This is a genomic window from Vibrio sp. 10N.237.312.B06, assembly GCF_041464685.1.
Classification (GTDB): Bacteria; Pseudomonadota; Gammaproteobacteria; order Enterobacterales; family Vibrionaceae; genus Vibrio; species Vibrio tasmaniensis_A.
On sequence record NZ_JBFSPI010000058.1, the window covers coordinates 1 to 21,652 of the forward strand.

Genomic DNA, 21,652 nt, shown 5'->3' on the forward strand with positions numbered 1-21,652 from the left:
TGTTCAACACTTGGGATTTAGTGTTGGCTACGCAACACCTTAATCCTTATTTGTTGTTAGCTCTACGACTTAGACTGGACAAAACACAATTTATTGAAATTCATCGCCATGATTTTCTAATGTTTTAGTACCACACTCTAAACAAACTACATAGCGATCGATTAAATCTAGTGACGCTCCTGCTGGACTAGCCATCCCACCCAAAAAACCCGCAAGAAATTCCTTAAACTTTTCTTTCTTACTATTGCCATATTTGGACGGTTTTTGCTTAATCAATTCTTTATGTTCTGTTTTTTGACCACATTTGTCGCAATACCTAGCACTCATTTTAACCTCAATTGTTGTTTTATAAATCCTGAGAATGATATCGGAGTAGCTGCGCATATGAATGAGAAGTGAATCACGCATATGAACCAGTACGCACATTTAATAAGTAGAACTAACGCTTATTAGATAGAAAATTCTGCATTTAAATACAGAGTTTTTCTGTCTAGTCTGATTTATGGGAAAGGATTATACTCATTAACCCTATTTATAACAGTGATTTAAATCATTAGCTGTAAAACTGGATGCTTAAAGTGTGGATTCTCGTCGTAGAAATGCAGAAAGGGCTACTTTCCTAAAAAAATAGCCCTTTCGATTGCTGTGAATCATCGGCGTTTCTTGTAGCGTTTTCGTGTGGTGTTCGCCCTTACCACACGCCCGTTCTTGAGCGTGTAACCTTTCTTAAGTTGGCCGTTTGGTCGACGACCTTTGCACTTGTGTCCTTTCATTGGGGTTCTCCAGTTTTCGTATCCGTTGCTCTTGGTCTTGTTGCACTCGCTTTATCCAGTTGACGTCTGTTTTCAAAGCCGCAATTGTGCCAAGGCTTGAGACTCCACCTGTAATAAGAGCGATGATTAACGCATCAAGGAACGCCATCACTTCGTTTTCCATCGAGATGCGTAGTATTCAAGTAGGTATCGCACCATGGCACGCATGCCTAGCGTATCGACAACAACGGCACCGACTACAAACCAATAAGGGTTATGGATGTTCTGCAGTGCATTGAAGCCTTGTTCGACATATGGCGCGTAATTGGGAATGAACGACAAGAAGGCTTACATAGCTAACAGAGTGTTGCGATAAAATTGGAACCCAAAAGTGACACTGCAACATAACTACCCTCCACTCTAATTGACGAACAGTAACAGTGGCCTCGTGACTCGTTGTCACAGCAAGCCATAAAACTCGCACACATAACTCTGATAACGACAAACCGAGCTACTTCAAACTTAACTGTATAAATATACAGTAAAACTATTACCCCCGTAAAAACCGCACTTATTGAGCAAATAACATTCAGAATTAAGGGTCTGCGTACAGAATTCGTTCTAAAAATCAGTTTAATCATTAACTTTTCTGTATAATCTTCAATTCAATTTTAACTATTGGGTACGAATGTGAATACTCGATAGAATCTCTGCTTGCGGTGACATCACGCATTACCACAACGTTACATGTATGGATGATTAACATTTTGAGCGACAACGTATTCAGGCAAATCAATATATTCCTTTCGGTTTTTTGCCTCGCTGCCACTCTACTGTCGTTTATCTCTTACCATATGATCATGGATCAAAACTACGTTATCACTCCAGATAGATTCCCTACACTCGTTAACACTGACCAAGAACATAATGGTGGCACCAAAGGGGTGCTGTATAAGTCAGAAGACACCATTGAGTTACAGTGTGACTTTAAGCGTACCTATAGCTCGCCATTCTGTGAGATTGAGTTCGTTATCTCTACGGAAGCTAAAGGTCTGGATCTCTCAGTGTATGACTCAGTGACCATCAATATGGATTACGAAGGCCAAGAACAGCCAAGGTTTCGCTTTTACATTCGAAATTACGACGAGAATTACAGCGTTCAAGGTGACGCTATGTCTAATAAGTTCAATCGTTTAGATTTCTCGTTACCCGATAGAAAACACATCGACTTAGATTATTTCAATGTCCCTTTGTGGTGGATCGACTATTACAACCACCCTATTACGAATAGCGCCGTAGACGTTACCAACGCTGTGTCGGTTGAGTTAGGGCTTGGTGCTAGCACACTTGATGGGCACCATAAACTGACAGTACAAAGCATCGTTTTTCACGGCAAGACGATCGACAAGTTTGTACTAGGAAAACTCTTAATTAGTTTATGGGTGCTGTATGCGATTTACTATATATCTTGTGCGTTATATCTAGCCAGAAGAACAAGAACAGATGCCGCACAGCAACAACGTTTGTTGACTCAAGAAATTGAAGAGCTAAAGATAAAGGCAACGACCGACCCGTTGACCGGCTGTAGGAACAGAACTGAAGCTTTAGATGCTTTCTATGATTTTGAATGGTTAGCTCAGCAAGGAAAAACCATTCACATCGCTTTGTTTGATTTAGACCATTTTAAGCAAATCAATGATCAACATGGTCATGAAGTGGGTGACAAAGTACTTATTCAGTTTGTCGCAACGGCGAACGAAAGCCTTGGTGAGCAATATTTACTTTATCGCTGGGGTGGTGAGGAGTTCCTTTTAGTTTGCCTGGAGCAAACTGCGCTACAGTGTAACGAATCTATCAATAATCTATACCTAGCAATCGACCAAAGCGTTTGGCCTAAAGCGCTTAAAGTAACGACTTCGACTGGAGTAACACAGCTTAAGCAACATGAATCGATACGTTCTGCAATTAAACGTGCAGACAAGGCACTCTACCAAGCGAAAGACAACGGACGAAACCAAGTCGCAAAGTTGTACTAAAGCTCGCTTGACTAGACTGCAGTTACACATTCAACTCTCTTCCAATACTCAATCAAGACGCCATTAATCGCATTCTCAGGTTATATGTATCGTTTCTAAGCTTCCTAACTACTTGTTCTAAACCGCACATATCTGGCTAGTAAAAGCTTTCTCTAAGCAGTCGTAAGTCACTCGCGGTATCGGTTTTGAACATTACCGTCGTTATTTATCTCGCGCTGCTCTTCGAGGAAATCCTTATTATTCTGCTCCCGTCACGCTTCTAATCACGCACTCTGATCCACTAAAAATGGAAGTCACAACGTCACTAGCCTTAAAAAACGCCATAGATTTAACCACTTAGACAGGGTGGCACAAATACTGACACCCGAAATGATAGTTGTATTACTTTCAGTTCGTGCTGTAATTTAATTACAAATAGAAGCCAAGAAAAGCCTGATAAGTGGATTACTCCAACGTAACTTACTGAATAAACGGCATTTAATGGTTTTGAATAGCTCGGAATTTAGGATAACTAAAGAGTTGGTATGTGCGATATAATATACTAGAGGGTAATATATTTAGTTATAGTGCACTAAGTTGTTAAAAAAGAAGGGCTAATGCCCTACTCTTCTTTATTACTCATTTCTTCACGAATTTGCTCAGCAACGATTTTGATAGCTTGTGCTGTGCTGATGCCCTGGGTCATCATTTCTTGAATTCGTTCAACAGCTTTCTGTTGTTCTTCGTGAGAAAGGGTTGGTAAGTCGTTTAGCATAGTCTGCTCCTTTATTTAGGAGCAGAACTATATAAGGACTGTTAGTAACTAGCAAGGAAATTGATTGATGCACCCATTGCATTTTCATTTGTGTAGTTAGCACTTAAATCTAACTGGAACAAATTGAGTGGCGACAAACCAATACCTGCAGTGACTGTACTTTCTGAACCAGAGTATGCCAAATTCTTGTAGTACCCTGCCCTTAGCTGTAGCTGACGCAGAACATCAACTTCTGTACCAACGCGAATCATCTGTTCATTATCTTTGAACGAAGTAAACTTTTCGGTTTCATTTAAGTCATAGTCGACACTAAGCGTGAAGTAGTCCGCTACGATACCAGCACCTACGGTATATACTGGCTCTAGTTTGTATGCGTATTGGCCACCGACTTTGTGTGTCACACCGCTGGTCGTGCTCGTTAAAGTTTGAGATGTATCTTTGGTATTGATATCTCTAGATATTAAGTTGGTAGCCGAAAAACCAACTCGAAATGGACCTGTGAACCAAAGCGCGCCAGCATCCATATTAAAAGAAGTTTCACCTTCACCATTGTCTCTTACATCAGACAAATCGTAGCTCTTAACAGAAGCAACGTAGTTGTATGTGTAAATACGTTGAAGTTTAGGCGTGATACCAAATGAAATATGCTGCCCCATAAAGGTTTGATATTTAGCGAGAGTTAATCCAACTTCGGTAACACCAATAGCAACGGCTTCTACCGTCGACAACTCAAGCTTATCGGCATCTGTCGCTGACGCTTCATTGTAAACATTTGGTGTAGCAAACGATTCTGTATAGGCTTTGCCGAATAGGTTAGCCGCTATAAATTGATTTGGGATAGCGAATGCGACAACACCACCAAGTTCAACATTAGCTTGGTTACCATCGAGTTTTTTAAGAGCTGCATCTAAATCTGCAGTGTTTGTCGCAGCCAGAGCGGAATCAATATTTGATTTCATGTCTTGGGGGTCATTATAACTACCACCAAAACTTGGCGTGATCATACCCATATCATCGTTACGACGGTAAATAGCAACAAGTGCTGGGTTATAGAATGGAGCTGTTAGGAAGTTTGCTGAAACAACACCAACACCACCCATCGCATCACCACGCGCTTCAATGGCGTAGTTTGCTGCTGAAAGAGGAAGACTGGCGAATGCAATTGATGCTGCGAGTAGTTTAGTTGTATTTTTCATGCCGTTTATCTTTGTTAGATCCCTTACATTATTAACGGCTCAATTCTAAATTACTTTAGCTACTCTTCGCTAGAAATATCATAAGTTTTACTGATAGTTTGTGCTTGCTCTATCGCTATGTCACCTTGCCAGCGCGAATGTACCATTGAAACAGCTAAAACATAACGATCATTGGGCAGTTCTTCACCCGTTAAATTGGTCGGATAATCGGATTCATAACTTTTACCCCACACCTGCTTATACCGTTCATCGACATAATCGTACAAACCTACGTCTAACTTTGGTAATGGGCAGTACGGGTTCAGCAGTGCTTTTTTATCGATCAACCAAGAGTCTTTAGATGCCCAACGAACTTGTTGACGCATAACCACTTCACCAAGAATGACCCAAGTGCTCCAGGAGTTACCGCTATTTCCTTTTACAGTCAGGCGATAAAGTCCAGAATCGAGTTGAGACGCTAAGCTATAACGTTTGCTGTATACACTCACTGAAGTGTTATTGATTACAGGGTTACCTTTGGTGAACTCACTATCAGACGAAACGACCTTGTCGACCCACTTCTCAAAGGTGATGTCTTGGATGTTGCTTTCCGATTCAACGTCAATCGCCACACGGAATGTTTCCCTGCCTGGGCTTTGGATAATGTGTCTTTTCACGACGACCGAGCTTATCCAGTCCGGTAAAGTGTTTTTGGTGAGCGTTTTCCCACAATCTTTGTTCAATGCTTGCTCGAACAGCTGCTTGAGATGATCTTCGCGAGATTGCGAAGCATTGATTTGCCAAACTTCCACCAATGAATCAAACATCAATGCTAAATCATTATCTAGCAGGTGCTTGTGCACTTGTGTCAGTGCATCACTGTCCTTAAACCAATCGGCTGCGTGTGCAGTATTGATGACACTTGATAAAATGAGTAGTGGAAGTAAGGCTTTTTTCATTACGCTTTCATCTTGTAGCCAACGCCACGTAAGGTTTCAATTTCTAAACCTGGCAACTTCTGTCTTAGTTGCAGAACGTGTGTATCTACAGTACGAGTTGTTGGGAAGTGGTTGTAACCCCAAACGTGGTCTAGTAGCTCATCACGAGTAAACACTCGACCAAGATTACTTGCCAAGAATAATAGTAAATCAAATTCCGTACGCGTTAACGTGACTTCCAGTTCGTTAAAAAACACTTCACGTGTTGCTTTGTCAATGACAAGGTTTTGAGCCATCACTTTTGATGCATCTTGATCTTCAGCATCAGGTAGGCGTAGTTGTGCACGGATTCGAGCAAACAGTTCAGCTTCTGCAAATGGTTTCGTCAGGTAGTCATTCGCACCTGAGTCTAGGCCGGCAACTTTGTCTTTTACTGTCACGAGAGCCGTAAGCAAAATAACTGGGATGTCTTTCTTTTTCTTCCAACCTGGAAGTGAATCTACTGAGTCACCATCAGGAAGTTGACGGTCTAGGATCACAAGATCCGCTTGTTCCCAATAGCCTTCAACTTCAGAGATCAGCTCGGCATGTAAACATTCATATCCAGCTTGCTCAAGGCTAACTAATAAACCGTCAGCTAAATTTTTATCGTCTTCAACGAGAAGCAATGTCTGTTTCACAAGGTATCTCCAAAATAAATGTTGTTGGGGGGCCGATAAGCGTCATGTGACCGCCCATTTTTCCGACCATAGATTCTACTATCGTCAGACCTAAACCGAGTCCACTCTTACTTACGAATGGCTTTCTTAGTTGCCCCCAATCTTTGCGAGACAAGTCTCCATTATCTATAACTTTGAATGTCAGCTTCTTGTCAGAAGTATTCAGTTCTAGTATCACCGGGGCAACGCCGTATTTCACGGCATTTCTGATCAGGTTATCTATACACGTTCCTAACCAATATACGTTTACTTTTGCAGCAATATCTTTGTTTACGCGGAGTTCAATGCCCGGTGCAAAGTCTTCTTCAACTTTGTATTGAAGCCACTCTTCAACACTTGGCACCCACTCTGTTGCAAGCGGTTGGTTGTCTGATTGCAAATAGTCTTTACTTGCTTCTGCCAACTGCCTTAAACGACGTGTATCTTCACACAACCTACGAAATTCATCATATACCGATTCTGGCAAGTGTTCGAACTCTCGCCTAAACCCTTCAACTGTTAATGACAAACTCGCAATCGGTGTTCTTAATTCATGCGTTAGAATTTGAAGAACCAGCATGCGGCTCTTCATCTCTTGTTTTTTACTGTTCCAACGGTAAACCGCCCACCCCAACACGAGTAGGATATTGGCAATCACCAAAATAAACATGGCGATCTGCAGAAGCTCTGAATGATCTTCTATTTCCCAACATACATTGCCGCGCTGGACGAAACAGCTGTTGCCTTCTGAGGACAAACTAAAGGATAAGCCCGCGAGCGTAGCATTTTCGTTCCAAACTGATTCTTTATACAGGTAATATCTATCGCCGCGCTTGACCCACATTTCATCAAGCTCAACAAACATACTCGCACCCGCTAGCAAAGCTGTTATGGCTTCGTTGTCCATCTTCTGTAGACGAGACAGTAGTTCATCGTGTTCTGTGTTCGGTCGCTCTTGAATGTGCATGTAGCGCTTCAACGAGTCAAATTTCTCTGGGTATAACTCAACGTAGCGTGCGGCATATGAACCGCCACCGGGATGAATCAAACCACTTCGAGTAAACCAACGATCAGAAAGTTTAGTCCCTTTACACATTGCACGAGTAAAGACCAAAGGCTCTGTGATTAGAGGGCTTAAGGGCAACTTTCCGCTGCATGTTTTTGATAACCGGTATAAGCGTTGGATGTCTTTTAGTGGGTATTCAGCAGTTTGCGGCAGCATAGAAGACGGCATGATCAAGCGAGTCGGGTAATCAGCCTGAAGCAGTCGAATATCATAAGATTCAATTGCCATTTCATGATCAAAAAGTTTAGTGAAGTTATCGATACGCTCAGGTAAAGAGTCAGCAAACGCGTTCACTGAAACTGATAATGTAGCGATAAGCAGAGTAAATGTTCTTTTGATGATAACAAACCAACGCAAATTCATATGGATCAATCAAATATATACCATTCGTTATCAAAGATAAATTTATAACCGCATGAAAAACCGTGCTAATGACGAGTTATAGCGACAAATTCGATCATATTAGGGCTATGTTGCACAGCTGTACTCGCTAATCGTTTGAGTCGTTATAACTTCATTCAAATGAGTTTTACGGCCGTCTATCGGACTGTGCTTATTGCTTATGGGCCATAGATTGCTGCTTATGGGTCATAGATTGTTGCTTTAGGATACAGCGACTTTCAGATGAACAAAAAAAAGGAGCTCTAATGAGCTCCTTATTTAGTTACGACTTAATGCTTTTGCTTAGAAAATACTTAAAAAGTGTTTCCTATAGATGCTCTAGAATACCGAGACAGCTCTGTTTCGCATCACCAAACAACATCTGCGTATTCTCTTTGAAGAACAGCGGGTTTTGCACACCTGCATAACCTGTGTTCATCGAACGCTTGAATACGATAACGTTCTGAGCATTCCAAACTTCAAGTACTGGCATGCCAGCTATTGGACTATTTGGATCTTCAAGTGCTGCAGGGTTCACTGTGTCGTTTGCACCGATAACCAAAACAGTATCGGTCTCATTGAAGTCATCGTTGAGTTCGTCCATTTCAAGAACGATATCGTAAGGTACTTTTGCTTCAGCAAGTAACACATTCATGTGACCCGGTAACCGACCAGCAACTGGGTGGATACCAAATCGAACATTGATGCCCTGCGCTCGCAGCTTCTCAGTGATTTCATGCACTGGGTATTGAGCTTGAGCTACTGCCATGCCGTATCCAGGAGTGATGATGACTGACTTTGAGTTTTTAAGCATGTCAGCCACGTCTTCAGCTGATGTTTCGCGGTGTTCACCTTGCTCTTCATCACCATCAGACACAACCACATCTTGCCCGAATCCACCAGCAATAACGCTGATGAAAGAGCGATTCATCGCCTTACACATTATGTAAGAAAGAATTGCACCTGACGAACCAACCAATGCACCGGTTACGATAAGCAGATCGTTCGCAAGCATGAAACCTGCCGCAGCTGCTGCCCAACCAGAATATGAGTTCAGCATAGAGACAACCACTGGCATATCTGCGCCACCAATCGATGCCACTAGGTGGTAACCGAATGCGAATGCGATAAGAGTCATCACCATTAGCGCAAACATGCTGCCGTCCGCTTTAACGAACATGATCATCAGTAGTGTAGAAACTACGATCGCCGCTAGGTTCCACTTATGCTTATGAGGGATGTTCAATGCAGACGAAGAGATAACGCCACGAAGCTTACCAAACGCAACAATAGAACCCGTGAACGTCACCGCACCTATAAACACGCCAAGGAACACTTCCACTAGGTGGATCACGTGCTCTGCATGAATATCAGCAGGGTTGATAGAAACAGTAGCAGGTGGATCAATGTAACTGTTGTAACCTACAAGTACTGCTGCCATACCTACGAAGCTGTGCAGAATTGCCACCAGCTCAGGCATTTCAGTCATTTCTACTTTTCTTGCGTAGTGGATACCAATACCACCACCGATCACCATAGCAATGATGATCCATACAATACCTGCAGAATGTGGGCCAAAGATCGTCGCGATCAACGCGATTGCCATACCCGTGATACCGTAATAGTTACCTGCACGCGCAGATTCCTGTTTCGACAACCCAGCCAAGCTCATAATAAAGAATACAGCAGCCACAATATAAGCTGCTTGTACTAATCCTTCAGACATCTGTCACTCCTTAGTCTTTACGGAACATTTCAAGCATACGTTTGGTTACGGTAAAGCCACCAAAGATGTTGATACTTGCAATTAATACGGCAATAAATGATAAGAACGTGACAACGCCACTTCCTTGTCCTATCTGTAACAGTGCACCGACTACAATGATTCCTGAAATCGCGTTAGTTACGGACATCAAAGGCGTATGCAGAGAATGGCTTACATTCCAAACGACGTAATAACCCACCACACAAGCGAGTACAAAAACGGTAAAGTGAGATAAGAACGCAGCAGGAGCAACCGAAGCTACCCAAGCAAATGCACCTACAGCAACCGCCATGCCTGCCACTTTCTTAATTGGAGAAACCGGCTCTTCAACTTTAGGCTCCGGTTTAACCGCTTTGGGCTTAGCTTGTTGTGGTTGAGCTGAAACTTGAATTGGTGGTGCAGGCCAAGTGACTTCACCCTCTTTAACCACGGTAACACCGCGTAGCACGACATCTTCAAAGTCAATATTGATGTTGCCATCTTTCTCTTTGCAAAGCAGTTTCAGCAAGTTAACTAGGTTCGTTGCATACAGTTGAGATGATTGAGTCGGTAGTCGACCAACCATATCTGTGTAACCTACCACTTTCACGCCGTTAGCCGTTGTTATGACTTGATCCGCAACGGTATATTCACAGTTGCCGCCATTGGCTGCCGCAAGGTCAACAATCACACTACCAGCACTCATGCTGTCTACCATCTCTTTGGTAATCAGCTTAGGTGCCGGACGACCTGGAATCAGCGCCGTTGTAATGATGATATCGACATCTTTAGCTTGAGCTGCATACAGTTCTTCAGCTTTCTTATTGAATGCTTCAGACATCTCTTTTGCGTAGCCGTCGCCCGCGCTGGTATCTTCCTTGAAATCCACTTCCAAGAATTCAGCGCCCATAGACTCAACTTGCTCTTTTACTTCAGGACGAACATCGAACGAACGAACGATCGCACCCAAACTACCCGCAGCGCCAATTGCTGCTAGGCCAGCAACACCCGCTCCAGCAACCAGTACCTTCGCTGGTGGAACTTTGCCTGCCGCCGTAATTTGACCTGTGAAGAATCGACCAAACTCATGCGCCGCCTCAACAACAGCACGGTAACCCGCGATGTTAGCCATAGAACTCAATGCATCTAACGCTTGAGCTCTTGAAATACGAGGTACAGAATCCATCGCCATCACGTTAATATTACGAGTGGACAATTGTTCCATTAATTCTGAGTTCTGAGCTGGCCAAATAAAGCTGACCAATGTTGCGCCATCTTTAAGAAGATCAATTTCATTTGTAGTTTCGTCAACGATCGGAGCGTTAACTTTAAAAATAATATCGGATTTCCAAGCTTCATCTGCGGTGACAATTTTTGCTCCAGCTTGTTCATAAACTGCATCTTCAAAACTTGCTAACGCACCTGCTTGTGATTCAACACAAACTTCAAATCCTAATTTTAGAAGCTGTTCTACCGATTTCGGCGAAGCAGCGACTCGCGTTTCACCTGCGAGTGTTTCTCTTGGTACACCAATTTGCATAGCTATTCCTTGACTATTGGCACAATGACTTATTCGTTTGTATCTAACGACAACTAATACTTCAAGCGTTTTATTCAAAGAACAGGAAAAGTTATTACTTATAACGATTTGGATGGAATTGGAGCACTTCATTTGAAGAAATGACGCCTCTTTTGAGCCAAGAGGTCAAACCACTTGCAAATATTCCTTTAAATAACAACCTACTAGCTGTTCTTTGTTCCTAAAACTAAAAAGAGCTTTCAGCATATACACTGAAAGCTCTCTAAATTATGACCAACATCAATTCTAACCCTATTTGGTTAGCTAAAAATGCTATCGCCCATTTGGTCGATGAACATCTGCGATTTTTTAAGCATCAGTTCATCGGCATCTTGTTTGTTTGAAACAACATCTGAACGAATAAAACGATGGGTTTTGATTTCACCATCAAATTCTTTCTCGATTCGCCCAGCTACACGGTATTGACCAGATTCAGCAATGGCATCTTGATAGATATTGAAGCCTTTGTATTCGACTGGCTCAATTTCTACTTTTTGTTCGGTTTTTTCTTTGCCACTAAATAATCTAGAAAAGAATCCCACGTTTTTACTCCTTAAATGACCGCATTAACCGTAAACTATCATGACTGTTTACCGCTCAACAATGGCTTTTCATACCATTGTAATTCAACGTCATCATCAAAATTATGTTGACTAAAGATTACGGGTACATTGTCGTCACGCTCTCGCCTTCTGTCGTCAATGATCATACTTTCTGCATTTTTGACCGCGATCTCACTATTTCGTTTATACAGCACCAATTTATCCTCTGGCAATGCCGATAGAAAATCGACATCGAAGCGAATATAGATGGGTTTAAGCTGACCTAAAGCCAAACACGCAAGATCGGCTAACTGCTCGTTGGTATAGCCAGAAACATACTCTTCTGTCGCTAATACATTTCCCACCAAAGTTTCCATATAGTTATGGACATCGACACTGATTTGCATATTACACCTCCATGTTGAGCGGTTGTTTCTAGTTTAATCGTTGTTACAGCTAATCATTGTTGTAACTAATTACCGTTGTTGCTAGCCGCTTCTGCAGTTAGGCGTATAACATCTGTTCATTGCTACTTAGGTAACCACCTAACTCTTAAGCACAAACCATCTTAATTTAGTTAAGTATCAATAACGGCTGTTTCATTTATCATATATACTGTTTAGCTCGTTCTTAGGTTAATAGCAACTGAAACACATATAAATTTAATTGTACAATTAGCGAGCTATGATCATGTTTTTGCTATAATTTAATGAAAAAGCTTGGCAATTGCTTGTTTACCCGTATCCTACGTATAAAATTAAAATATAAGATCATCATTATAGTTAGGCTCACCACATAAATGACATCTTCTTTCGTCACGTCGAGCATATTTCGATTTTGCTTTCCCTTACTTCTATTAGCAATATTACTTGCAGGTATGAACAACGTCATCCTAGTGACGGATTCAAACTTAGGGTTTGCTAGCAACCTCCCATACATTCTATTGAGCGTTGCGGTTTTGCTGTGCCACACATTTAAGCAAGGTCGTATGGCCATGGTGTCCTTAACCATGCTCGTCGCATACCTCATCATTCAAGTTCGTTTACAAACGCCACTCAACACAGGCACCACTCTATTAGAACTGTCTCTGTTAACCGCTTTAGTTCCTGTAACATGCTTACTGGTGTATGCCTTCCCAGATAACGGCGTTAACTCGAAATCCATGTTCCTATATGCTTTGGTTCTCGTTCTGTTTACGGTATGGGCGCAATTAATTGTTTCTCATTTCCAGTCAGGTGGATTTGAGTCATGGAGCGAAGGTATCCTGTTTATCGTTAACGGATTCTCGAGGCTACCTTTCGTTTTAGTGCTGTATAGCCTTTGTTTACTTGGCCTTACGTCGATTTTAGTTCTGGTATACAACCGCGCGATTGATGTTGTCGTATACAGCGCAATTTTACTTTCTACTAGTACATTCATATTTTTTGATGTGCAATACATCTCTAGTACGATGTTCTCGCTGTCTGGTACGCTATTCATTATCTATGTCGTCTCTGCTAGCCACGATATGGCCTTTAATGACCGTTTAACTAACATTCCAGGTAGACACGCACTAGAAGTGGATATGAAGCACTTAGGGCGAAAATACTCAATGGCGATGGTTGATATCGACCACTTCAAGAAATTTAACGATACCTACGGGCATGACATTGGCGACGATGTGTTGAAGTTGGTAGCACGTATATTGAGTGAAACAACCGGTGGTGCAAAAGCTTATCGCTATGGTGGTGAAGAGTTTACGATTATTTTTAAAGGCAAATACTCGGAACAGGTTAAAGAGCACCTTCAAGTTCTCATTTCGGAAGTACAAAACTACGATATGACGATTCGAAATAGCAACGATCGCCCTGACGACCATGAAGTCGGCATTAAAAAACGTGGTCAGAGCAACAAATCAACTGAAGTCGTAAACGTAACGGTGAGCATTGGGCTGTCTGATAGTAGAACCACTAAACAACCCGTAGAAGTCTTGAAACTTGCCGATAACGCACTGTACAAAGCAAAAGAAACTGGCCGAAACAAGCTGTGTGTCGATAGTTAAAGACGTTGAAAGTCTTGGAATGTAAAGCTCTGAACATCGTAATTTAACGGTGTGAACATCGAAAGCGTTGGTGCTTAGACTAGTCTTGGTTAAAGAAGATGACTAAGCTCCCTCCTTTCAAACTACTTCCGTAATTGATAGTAAACCCTATTCCTACATTGTCGACCCAGTCATTAAACAGATTTGGGTTAAGCAACCAACCTACACTACCTTCGTAGTAAGCTGTAGTGCCCATAGACGCGACAGTATCCCCACCAATATCTATTCTTCTTATACTCGAATACATGGATGTGATGTTTTTGTCCCAACGAACTAAGTCATAGAAGATCTTAGCTTCATTTGCTATGTACCAACCTTCTGGGTGACCAATATTACCGTTATTGGCTTCTCCCCAACCTATACCATTAAAGTAATGCCAACTGGTACTGAGTTTATATTTACCCCAGTCATTCTTATCTTCAAACATCAACTTTATCTTAGGCTCTATTATGTATGCCCAAGCATCCGTGTTCAGATAAAGACCATCCAGCTGACCTTGAATTGGTGCAAGCAACGAAGAACGATATTCAAAATCGTTTCGATAATAGGAAATATGGTTACCAATTGCAGAACTAAAACTCCAGTATTCGTTCAACTGGGATACGTTTGCATACTCAACGTAACCAGAAACAACAGACTCTTTTTGAAAGTCGCTTATCGTTGAACTGGCATATTGAACATCCTTCTCTATCCGCAACGCAGATAAACGAAGTGTTACTTCTTGATGGTTGTTTTCAATATAACTTGGCACTTCAAAGGTATAAGGAAGGCTGAGGGAAGCGATATTTTGTCGGCGACTTACTGAGTCATTAGAGCCAATATCTTCATTGTCCAAACTAAAGACTTTGTTGGGATCAAAATTATTTATGCCAAAGGTAAACACATCCGTATCATTGAGCAAAACACTCGTTGCGAAGGTTTGTTCAATGTCTTTCCTGACCAGTTCAGAGAGTGAAGCTGCGTTAACAGCGGTTGGAGACACGGAAACAAACAGAGTTAATACAAGACCTTTGTTTGAGTTAGTCATGACGAATGACTTGGAATGCTGCATTTCTTTTATCACTTAAGTCACTTCCTAGCTTATAAGCTACTAGAAGTATAATTCAGGTTACTACCGAAGCTCGTCAACTATTGCTCAAGCTCCATAATATCGCGTTGTATGTAGGTATTTCTTCCACTTTGCTTGGCTTGATACAGTGCTTGGTCAACCTTTTCGTAAATAGAAGCGATAGCTTCACCACCTTCAGGGATGAATGACAACACACCTTGTGACGCTGTCACCCTATCAGACACTGCTGAGTAGTCGTGGACGTAGTTCATTTGATGCAGTGCTTCTTTTACACGATTGGCCTGTAAATTAGCCCCTGAGCTATCGGTATCACTCAGAATGATGACGAACTCTTCTCCACCGTAGCGACCGACAAATTCTCCAGCTCGAACAAAGAGCTCTTTCAAAGTATTGGCAAGCCCTTGCAGGCACTTATCCCCTTGAATATGGCCATAGTTATCGTTGTAAGGCTTAAAGAAGTCAACATCGAGTAGTATGACGGTCATGGATATATTACGTCGTCCGTGCCACGCAATGCTCTCTTCAAGCTTAGTATCCATATATCGACGGTTGTATAATTTGGTTAGGCCGTCTTCGTTGGCTTGTTGTTGCAGTAAAATATTCAGTTCTTCGAGTTTGGCGGTACTCTGTTTTAACTCTCGTCTCATGTGCGCAATACGCTGCATCGCAATCAACTTAGAGTTCAAAACAACTTTGTTTACTGGTTTGATCAAATAGTCATCGCCGCCGGCATCAATCGCTTTTGCGATCATTTCAGGCTCTTCATGACCGCTCAAAAAGATGATCGGAACCCATTCTGGGAATTGCCGACGAACTTCGTTAGCGACCTCAAAACCATCCATGTCTGGCATGCTGATATCCAGTAACACGAGTTCAGGATCAAAATCAGAATAAACATTCAGGACTTCTTTTCCGCTACCAACAGCTTCTACAACGTGACCCAGTTGCTTGAGTCGAATAGCGAGTTGCATCCTATCCAGTTGAACGTCATCAACCAGCAATATGCGCATCGAAGATCCCTTTTCTATCATCACATCACCTTTATCTAGTGTTGAATATTCAAAGTAGCTCAAATTTGGGCTTAAATCATGCCCTAATCTCTATATTATATTGACTTTTTTACAGATCTTTTTAGCATTGTTTCTTTTTAAAGAGAAATACTATGTCAGACGCTACAAACAACGAAGTACAAGAAATCGATTTAACCACTATCTCACCAGAGCTTCGCCAAGTTATCGAATTTGATGAAGTGCCTAAAGAGATGCACAACATGGTTACTTCTATTCATGAGGTGTCTGAAGAAGCAGTGCGTGAAACTTGGAGCAGCCTTCCAGCAAGCGCACAAAATGTTTTGGACAACTTTGAGCAATTCCACGCTCTAATCTCTGTTAGCCAAGCTTTCGCTGGTGTAAACATGATGGAGGAGTTTCCTACTCTTAAACTTCCAGAAGGCATGTCTGATGAAGAAAAAGAAGAGTACCGAGCTCAACTGCTTGACCAAATTTTACATAACTGTGTAAAAGACATGGCTAAGCAAATCAAGAAAGCGCGCCGTGATGCTATCTTGAAGCGTGATTTCAAAGAAGTTTTCATCCGCTAAGCCATTCAGAGCACCTAAATTTAGGTTGAATGCTTAACGAAAACTTAATGATTAAGCCGTATGTTATTTAAAACATGCGGCTTTTTTGTACCTGCAGCTTTTTCTATACGTTCTTTTGTGGCTCTTATAATTCTAACTTTTCTCATCGCACGGAAAGTATGCATTGAAACTCATACAGTATGACGCAAAACTGGCAGTTACACCGTATAAAATGACCCATGTAGTCATTTATGGAATCAAGATCGAGTCACAGAATCAAGATCGAGTTTTACCCGTTCTAAAATGAAACCAAAAACCAGGTACGTCTTGGGATCTTAATGTATTACCGTTAGATCTTAATGTATTACCGCATGAGCTTGCTGCATAAGCTTAGTGCGTTATCGCGATATCTCTTTGCGCGACACTCACGCCTTTAATTTGTGCGTAGACACGTTGTCCAATTTCTAAATTCAGCTCATCCAGCGCCCACAATGTAATAGTCGCCCATAGGTAGCATCCGGCCTCAAGTTCTAACTCGACAGCGACACTCTGCTTATTCGAGCCTTGCTGGTGCGTCTCTACCCTTTTAATAGTGACAGGAAGGATATTACGTATCGAAGTGCCTTGCGGCTGCTGTAGCGTGATAGAGACATCATTTGCCCTCACTTGCAGCCTTACCGTAGTGCCAAGCTCGCTCGACACCTTTTGAACCCAAAGTGACGTTGATTTACCTAACGTTAGACGTGACAACGCATAATCATCATTATGTTCCGCTAATGTCGCTTCAAACAACGAACTTTGCTCTGAAAAAGATTGCCACGGTTGCATGGCTCTCGATGCCCATACCTCTTCCGTCATCCCCGATGAAATAACTTTGCCTTGCTCAATGATCACAAGGTGATTTGCCAAGCGTAATATTTCATTGAGGCTATGAGTGACATAGATAATCGGTATTTGAACGGTTTCAGATAAGTTTTCCAGAAACGGCATTACTTCACGCTTACGAGGTAAGTCCAGAGACGCCAATGGCTCATCCATCAATAGAATGCTGGGCTTAGACAACAGTGCGCGGCCAATCGCAACACGTTGCTTCTCACCGCCAGACAGACGGGCTGGATAGCGATCAAGCAGCGAGTCCAACGATAGCAGCGAGACTATTTGTTCAAAGTGCGCGTTATCGACGCATTTCATGCCGTACTTTAAATTCGCAGCTACCTTCATGTGTGGGAACAATCGTGATTCTTGGAATACATAGCCGACGTTGCGTTTGTGCGTTGGTAAGTTGATGCCATTTTCACTATCAAACAGAATGGTTCCAGATACGCTGATCAAGCCACTATCTGGTTGTTTGAGACCACTAATGGCATTGATAAGTGAAGTTTTACCTGCACCAGAACGACCGAAAATTGCCGTAATACCAGTACTTGGCAATTCTAAGTCAATATCAAAAAACGTTTCACCAAGCTGTTGCTGATATTGGAGGACCAAAGTGCTCATGCGACTCATGCGTTACCCCCCAAACGTTTTGCTGACTTTTTGTTGAGCCATTCAGAAAGCATCAGTGAACTCAGTGCGATCACAATAGAAATGACACACAAACGAGCCGCTTCCATTTCAGCTCCAGGGGTTTCAATAAAGGTATACATGGCTAAAGGAATAGTTTGAGTTTCTCCAGGGATATTGGAAACGAAGCTGATGGTCGCACCAAATTCACCCAGACTTCTTGCGAATGAAAGCATGGTGCCAGTAATGATCCCTGGGATCATCAGCGGTAATGTAATAGTGAAGAACACACGAAGCGGTGAAGCGCCCAATGTAGCTGCGGCCTCTTCAAGTTTACTGTCTACGGTTTCTAAGCTCAGTCGTATAGAACGTACCATCAGAGGCAACGCTACGACCACACACGCTAGAGCAGCGCCCTTCCAACTAAAGCTGAATACAATACCAAACACGTCATTAAGCCAAGAGCCAATAACGCCTTGTCTACCCATCATCACTAGCAGCAAATAACCGATGACCACAGGTGGAAGCACCAAAGGCAAATGGACAATACTTTCTACAATGCTTTTGCCCACAAATTGTTTCTTAGCAAGCAGCCATGCCAAGCCGATGCCGATTGGAATAAGCCACAAGATGGCAAAACCAGCGACTTTCAAGCTCAGCATTAAGGCTTGGTATTCGTATTCCGATAGATACATCATTTAACGCACTTCAAATCCAAAACTGTTCAAGGTGTCCTTCGCTTTTTCGCTCTTTAGGAAAGTATAGAACTGTTCTGCGACGATTTTATCGCTCAATTTAGCTACAGGGTAACGTATTGACGTATGTAAATCTGATGGGAACGTCGACACTAGGTTCACTTCTTTAGATAGCAATGCATCTGTTTTGTAAACAATGCCAAGCTTAGCTTCACTACGCTCTACCAAAGCCAATGCCATACGTACATTGTTACTTGGTGCCAATCGAGTCTTCACATCGTCCCATACACCTAACGTTTCTAGCGCTTCTTTCGCATAGATACCCGCAGGAACCGACATGGTGTTGCCAACTGCAAGTCTTTCATTCATTAGAAGTTTAGCCCATTGGTCACCGCTTGAGAGGTCCAAAGATATTGGCGTCTCTTTCGGGGAAATTAACACGAGTTCGTTTTCGCACAAGTTTGTGACATTGTCACTATTAACCAATTGGCGATCGACTAAATGCGTCATCCATTTTTCGTTTGCCGAGATAAAAATGTCTGCTGGCGCACCTCGTTCAATTTGGCGCACCAAAGACGACGTGCTCGCATACACTTGAATAACATCGACAGAATGATCTTTCTCAAACTCTTCAACCAACAAGTTAACCGCGTTCGTCATCGACGATGCAGCATAAACTCGTAGTTTTTCAGCAGCCAAAAGATGAGTAGAACTCAGTGCTGAAACTAAGACGATAGTTAAAAGGATGACTCGTTTTTTCATTATTCTCATTTAATCTATTGTTCGTTTAAATTCTTGAGCTAACTTCTAAGTTACGGCCTAAGCTGTTAATTCAGGCCAAAGCAGGTCAAGGTTCAAGTGATCTTCGATGGCATCAGCGATTCGATTGATACCCAACTCTTTAAGCTGTTCATGGTCAATCGCTGTCACATCATTAGCACCTGCCCATTCGCAAATAAGCGACAATGCATCACTGTTATCGAATACGCCATGCAGGTAAGTACCAAAAATTGAGTTATCTTGATTCACAGCACCATCAACACTGCCAGATTCTAACTGAACCGGTAATACCGTTTCATTGACATCAGTCCTACCTACGTGGATTTCATACCCTTTTACTTGTGCAGTTTTGCCATCAAGTGTCATGGTTCCACACACATTGGTTAAAGTTTTCTGCTGTGTTAGTGTCGTTTCAGTATCAAGATACCCCAACCCTTCACTGCTTCCAGATTTCCCTTCAACGCCATCTGGGTCGTGGATGATATTCCCTAGCATCTGATAACCGCCACAAATACCCATCACTTTCCCGCCCAAGCGAAGATGACGCTGAATATCTTTATCCCAACCTTGCTGTTTTAGGTATTCCAAATCGGCTCTTACCGATTTTGTTCCCGGCAATACAATCAAATCAGCGTTGTTCAGGCGCTCGCCTTTGCCTACGTAACGTAAATCAATCGACGGGTTAAGTCGCAGAGCGTCAAAGTCTGTATGGTTACTGATTCGAGTTAGTACTGGCACTACAACCTTAAGTTTAGCTTCTCCATCAGACTCTTGGGCTGAGGTAATGGCATCTTCCGCTTCTAAGTTAAAACCATGCAGATAAGGCAAAACCCCTATCACAGGCTTACCTGTTTTCTCTTCTAGCCAATCTAAACCAGATTGAAGTAACGCAATATCGCCTCTAAAACGGTTTATCACAAAGCCTTTTACGCGCGCTTGTTCAGATTCAGATAATAGAGCTAATGTGCCGTAGAGGTGTGCAAAAACGCCGCCACGATCAATATCAGCAACGATGATCACTGGGATGTCTGCCTTTTCAGCAAAGCCCATGTTCGCGATATCGTTTTCTCGAAGATTTATCTCTGCGGGACTGCCCGCACCTTCAATCATCACGCTTTGGTATTCTTCAGAAAGTCGATCAAACGAATCGATAACCGAATTCATCGCAACTTTCTTGTAGTCGTGATATCCGGTCGCTTCCATATTCGTCAGTGCTCTTCCTTGTAGAATCACTTGCGCACCCGTATCTGAATTGGGTTTTAGCAATACAGGATTCATATGGACGGTAGGCTCAATATTACAAGCTTGTGCCTGAACTGCTTGAGCACGACCAATTTCGCCACCATCTTTTGTCACTGCGCTATTTAGCGCCATATTTTGAGGCTTAAAAGGTGCCACTTTGATGCCTTTCCTTGCCAAAACACGGCATAAACCTGCCACCAAAACACTTTTCCCGGCATCTGACGTTGTCCCTTGAACCATAAGGGCGTTTAACGGTGATCGCATCTGTACTTAAATCCTTTATTTCTTAATTTTCAATTTATAGCTGTGGGCAATATTTCTCTGCCTCCATCTTAACGTCATTGTCGTGTAGATGCTCAATAAAATGAATGGAAAATGAATGTGTTACTCACTCTGGATTCAACCCCAGTGTTGTTTAATAGCTCCATCGAAACGAAGCTTACAAACAAAATAAGCGCACTCACGAAAAGAAACGTTTCAAATTAAGAAAAACGTTTCTAATAAAAACAACATTAAGGGATTCACCATGAAAAAAACTGTATTAGCTATCGCATCTACTATTATCCTCGCTCCTACTTTCGCAATGGCTAGTGACCATCACAGCGACAGTAACAGTAATCACAACAATAGCGACAGTAACCACAAGCATCAGAGCGCTATTGCGTACACGGGACCGATTGAAACCGTTTCAGTTGCGACTCTACTAGCAGACACCAGCATGTTCGCAGAGCAAGAAGCAATCGTAGATGGCAAGATTGTTCGTCAACTAAAGAACGATACGTTCGTATTCTCTGATGGTCAGAGTGAAATTCAAATCGAACTGGATGACGATATCCTTCTAGCGCAACCGCTCACCGCAGATACAAAAGTTCGTATATTTGGCGAATACGAAGGTGGTAAAACGCCAGAGATCGAAGTAGATCATATTCAAGTTTTGTAAGATACAAACTCCGTACCGTCGACTTCAAAGACATGATTTATAACAAATGGCCTGCATATTGCAGGCTTTTTTGCATTATAATGCCGAAAAATATAATTA

General features: G+C 42.3%; 23 protein-coding genes. 4 read left to right on the forward strand and 19 right to left on the reverse strand.

Annotation, left to right across the window (positions count from 1 at the left end; translation table 11 throughout):
* Window positions 1-90: 90 nt before the first annotated feature.
* The 4 genes from AB6C75_RS15520 to AB6C75_RS15535 all read right to left on the reverse strand — a co-directional run bounded on the left by AB6C75_RS15520 (window position 91) and on the right by AB6C75_RS15535 (window position 1,094).
* A complete protein-coding gene (locus AB6C75_RS15520; RefSeq protein WP_371702047.1) occupies window positions 91-327 on the reverse strand; it encodes a hypothetical protein in 237 nt (78 codons plus the stop codon).
* Window positions 328-650: 323 nt separating this feature from the next.
* The gene (locus AB6C75_RS15525; RefSeq protein ID WP_258186662.1) at window positions 651-773 is read right to left on the reverse strand and encodes a hypothetical protein; all 123 of its coding nucleotides are present in this window, start codon (window positions 771-773) and stop codon (window positions 651-653) included.
* Window positions 727-921 (reverse strand): hypothetical protein, encoded by a 195-nt coding sequence (locus tag AB6C75_RS15530; RefSeq protein ID WP_372048608.1) that lies wholly within the window; start codon window positions 919-921, stop codon window positions 727-729. The genes AB6C75_RS15525 and AB6C75_RS15530 overlap by 47 nt, the downstream gene beginning before the upstream one ends.
* On the reverse strand, window positions 921-1,094 hold the full coding sequence (locus tag AB6C75_RS15535; protein WP_372048605.1) for a hypothetical protein: 174 nt from the start codon (window positions 1,092-1,094) through the stop codon (window positions 921-923). Before AB6C75_RS15535 ends, AB6C75_RS15530 begins: the two co-directional genes overlap by 1 nt.
* A 413-nt stretch (window positions 1,095-1,507) precedes the next feature.
* On the opposite strand from AB6C75_RS15535, the gene AB6C75_RS15540 reads away from it, so the two are divergent.
* Window positions 1,508-2,788 carry a GGDEF domain-containing protein gene (locus tag AB6C75_RS15540; RefSeq protein WP_372108114.1) on the forward strand — a complete coding sequence of 427 codons (1,281 nt, stop codon included), beginning with the start codon at window positions 1,508-1,510 and terminating at the stop codon, window positions 2,786-2,788.
* A gap of 601 nt (window positions 2,789-3,389) precedes the next feature.
* On the opposite strand, the gene AB6C75_RS15545 is transcribed toward AB6C75_RS15540, so the two are convergent.
* The 9 genes from AB6C75_RS15545 to AB6C75_RS15585 all read right to left on the reverse strand — a co-directional run bounded on the left by AB6C75_RS15545 (window position 3,390) and on the right by AB6C75_RS15585 (window position 12,072).
* A complete protein-coding gene (locus AB6C75_RS15545; RefSeq protein ID WP_004731009.1) occupies window positions 3,390-3,542 on the reverse strand; it encodes a YoaH family protein in 153 nt (50 codons plus the stop codon).
* A 41-nt stretch (window positions 3,543-3,583) separates the two neighbouring features.
* The gene (locus tag AB6C75_RS15550; RefSeq protein ID WP_372108115.1) at window positions 3,584-4,738 is read right to left on the reverse strand and encodes a conjugal transfer protein TraF; all 1,155 of its coding nucleotides are present in this window, start codon (window positions 4,736-4,738) and stop codon (window positions 3,584-3,586) included.
* A 59-nt stretch (window positions 4,739-4,797) separates the two neighbouring features.
* Window positions 4,798-5,676, reverse strand: a complete 879-nt coding sequence (locus tag AB6C75_RS15555; protein WP_372108116.1) for a DUF2861 family protein — start codon at window positions 5,674-5,676, stop codon at window positions 4,798-4,800.
* The gene (gene vxrB / locus AB6C75_RS15560; RefSeq protein ID WP_009845363.1) at window positions 5,676-6,335 is read right to left on the reverse strand and encodes a response regulator transcription factor VxrB; all 660 of its coding nucleotides are present in this window, start codon (window positions 6,333-6,335) and stop codon (window positions 5,676-5,678) included. Before vxrB ends, AB6C75_RS15555 begins: the two co-directional genes overlap by 1 nt.
* Window positions 6,310-7,782, reverse strand: a complete 1,473-nt coding sequence (gene vxrA / locus AB6C75_RS15565; RefSeq protein ID WP_009845362.1) for a sensor histidine kinase VxrA — start codon at window positions 7,780-7,782, stop codon at window positions 6,310-6,312. Before vxrA ends, vxrB begins: the two co-directional genes overlap by 26 nt.
* A 346-nt stretch (window positions 7,783-8,128) precedes the next feature.
* A complete protein-coding gene (gene pntB / locus AB6C75_RS15570) occupies window positions 8,129-9,526 on the reverse strand; it encodes a Re/Si-specific NAD(P)(+) transhydrogenase subunit beta (protein WP_009845361.1) in 1,398 nt (465 codons plus the stop codon).
* A gap of 10 nt (window positions 9,527-9,536) precedes the next feature.
* On the reverse strand, window positions 9,537-11,084 hold the full coding sequence (pntA, locus tag AB6C75_RS15575) for a Re/Si-specific NAD(P)(+) transhydrogenase subunit alpha (protein ID WP_009845360.1): 1,548 nt from the start codon (window positions 11,082-11,084) through the stop codon (window positions 9,537-9,539).
* Between the two features lie 299 nt (window positions 11,085-11,383).
* Entirely contained in the window at window positions 11,384-11,665 is a 282-nt protein-coding gene (locus AB6C75_RS15580) for an HlyU family transcriptional regulator (protein ID WP_012600627.1), read from the reverse strand.
* A 38-nt stretch (window positions 11,666-11,703) separates the two neighbouring features.
* The gene (locus AB6C75_RS15585) at window positions 11,704-12,072 is read right to left on the reverse strand and encodes a late competence development ComFB family protein (protein WP_009845358.1); all 369 of its coding nucleotides are present in this window, start codon (window positions 12,070-12,072) and stop codon (window positions 11,704-11,706) included.
* A 392-nt stretch (window positions 12,073-12,464) separates the two neighbouring features.
* Here AB6C75_RS15585 and AB6C75_RS15590 point away from each other — a divergent pair, with 392 nt between their 5' ends.
* Window positions 12,465-13,706, forward strand: coding sequence for a GGDEF domain-containing protein (locus AB6C75_RS15590; RefSeq protein ID WP_012600626.1), 1,242 nt, complete (start codon window positions 12,465-12,467; stop codon window positions 13,704-13,706).
* A gap of 79 nt (window positions 13,707-13,785) precedes the next feature.
* On the opposite strand, the gene AB6C75_RS15595 is transcribed toward AB6C75_RS15590, so the two are convergent.
* Window positions 13,786-14,772 carry a Solitary outer membrane autotransporter beta-barrel domain gene (locus tag AB6C75_RS15595; protein WP_372108126.1) on the reverse strand — a complete coding sequence of 329 codons (987 nt, stop codon included), beginning with the start codon at window positions 14,770-14,772 and terminating at the stop codon, window positions 13,786-13,788.
* A gap of 101 nt (window positions 14,773-14,873) precedes the next feature.
* The gene (locus AB6C75_RS15600; protein ID WP_372108117.1) at window positions 14,874-15,824 is read right to left on the reverse strand and encodes a diguanylate cyclase; all 951 of its coding nucleotides are present in this window, start codon (window positions 15,822-15,824) and stop codon (window positions 14,874-14,876) included.
* Between the two features lie 152 nt (window positions 15,825-15,976).
* On the opposite strand from AB6C75_RS15600, the gene AB6C75_RS15605 reads away from it, so the two are divergent.
* A complete protein-coding gene (locus tag AB6C75_RS15605) occupies window positions 15,977-16,414 on the forward strand; it encodes a DUF3069 domain-containing protein (protein ID WP_004731036.1) in 438 nt (145 codons plus the stop codon).
* A gap of 369 nt (window positions 16,415-16,783) precedes the next feature.
* Here the strand turns inward: AB6C75_RS15605 and modC are convergent, their stop codons facing one another.
* Genes modC through AB6C75_RS15625 form a run of 4 tightly spaced genes read right to left on the reverse strand, consistent with a single transcriptional unit; the run spans window position 16,784 to window position 20,877 of the window.
* On the reverse strand, window positions 16,784-17,890 hold the full coding sequence (gene modC, locus AB6C75_RS15610) for a molybdenum ABC transporter ATP-binding protein ModC (protein WP_041473213.1): 1,107 nt from the start codon (window positions 17,888-17,890) through the stop codon (window positions 16,784-16,786).
* A 5-nt stretch (window positions 17,891-17,895) separates the two neighbouring features.
* The gene (gene modB / locus AB6C75_RS15615; RefSeq protein ID WP_017102126.1) at window positions 17,896-18,594 is read right to left on the reverse strand and encodes a molybdate ABC transporter permease subunit; all 699 of its coding nucleotides are present in this window, start codon (window positions 18,592-18,594) and stop codon (window positions 17,896-17,898) included.
* Window positions 18,595-19,353, reverse strand: a complete 759-nt coding sequence (modA, locus tag AB6C75_RS15620) for a molybdate ABC transporter substrate-binding protein (RefSeq protein WP_372108118.1) — start codon at window positions 19,351-19,353, stop codon at window positions 18,595-18,597.
* A gap of 57 nt (window positions 19,354-19,410) precedes the next feature.
* Window positions 19,411-20,877, reverse strand: a complete 1,467-nt coding sequence (locus AB6C75_RS15625) for a cobyric acid synthase (RefSeq protein WP_102582277.1) — start codon at window positions 20,875-20,877, stop codon at window positions 19,411-19,413.
* 262 nt (window positions 20,878-21,139) lie between these two features.
* On the opposite strand from AB6C75_RS15625, the gene AB6C75_RS15630 reads away from it, so the two are divergent.
* Complete coding sequence (locus AB6C75_RS15630; RefSeq protein ID WP_012600619.1) at window positions 21,140-21,553, forward strand: YgiW/YdeI family stress tolerance OB fold protein; 414 nt, start codon at window positions 21,140-21,142, stop codon at window positions 21,551-21,553.
* Window positions 21,554-21,652 lie beyond the last annotated feature (99 nt).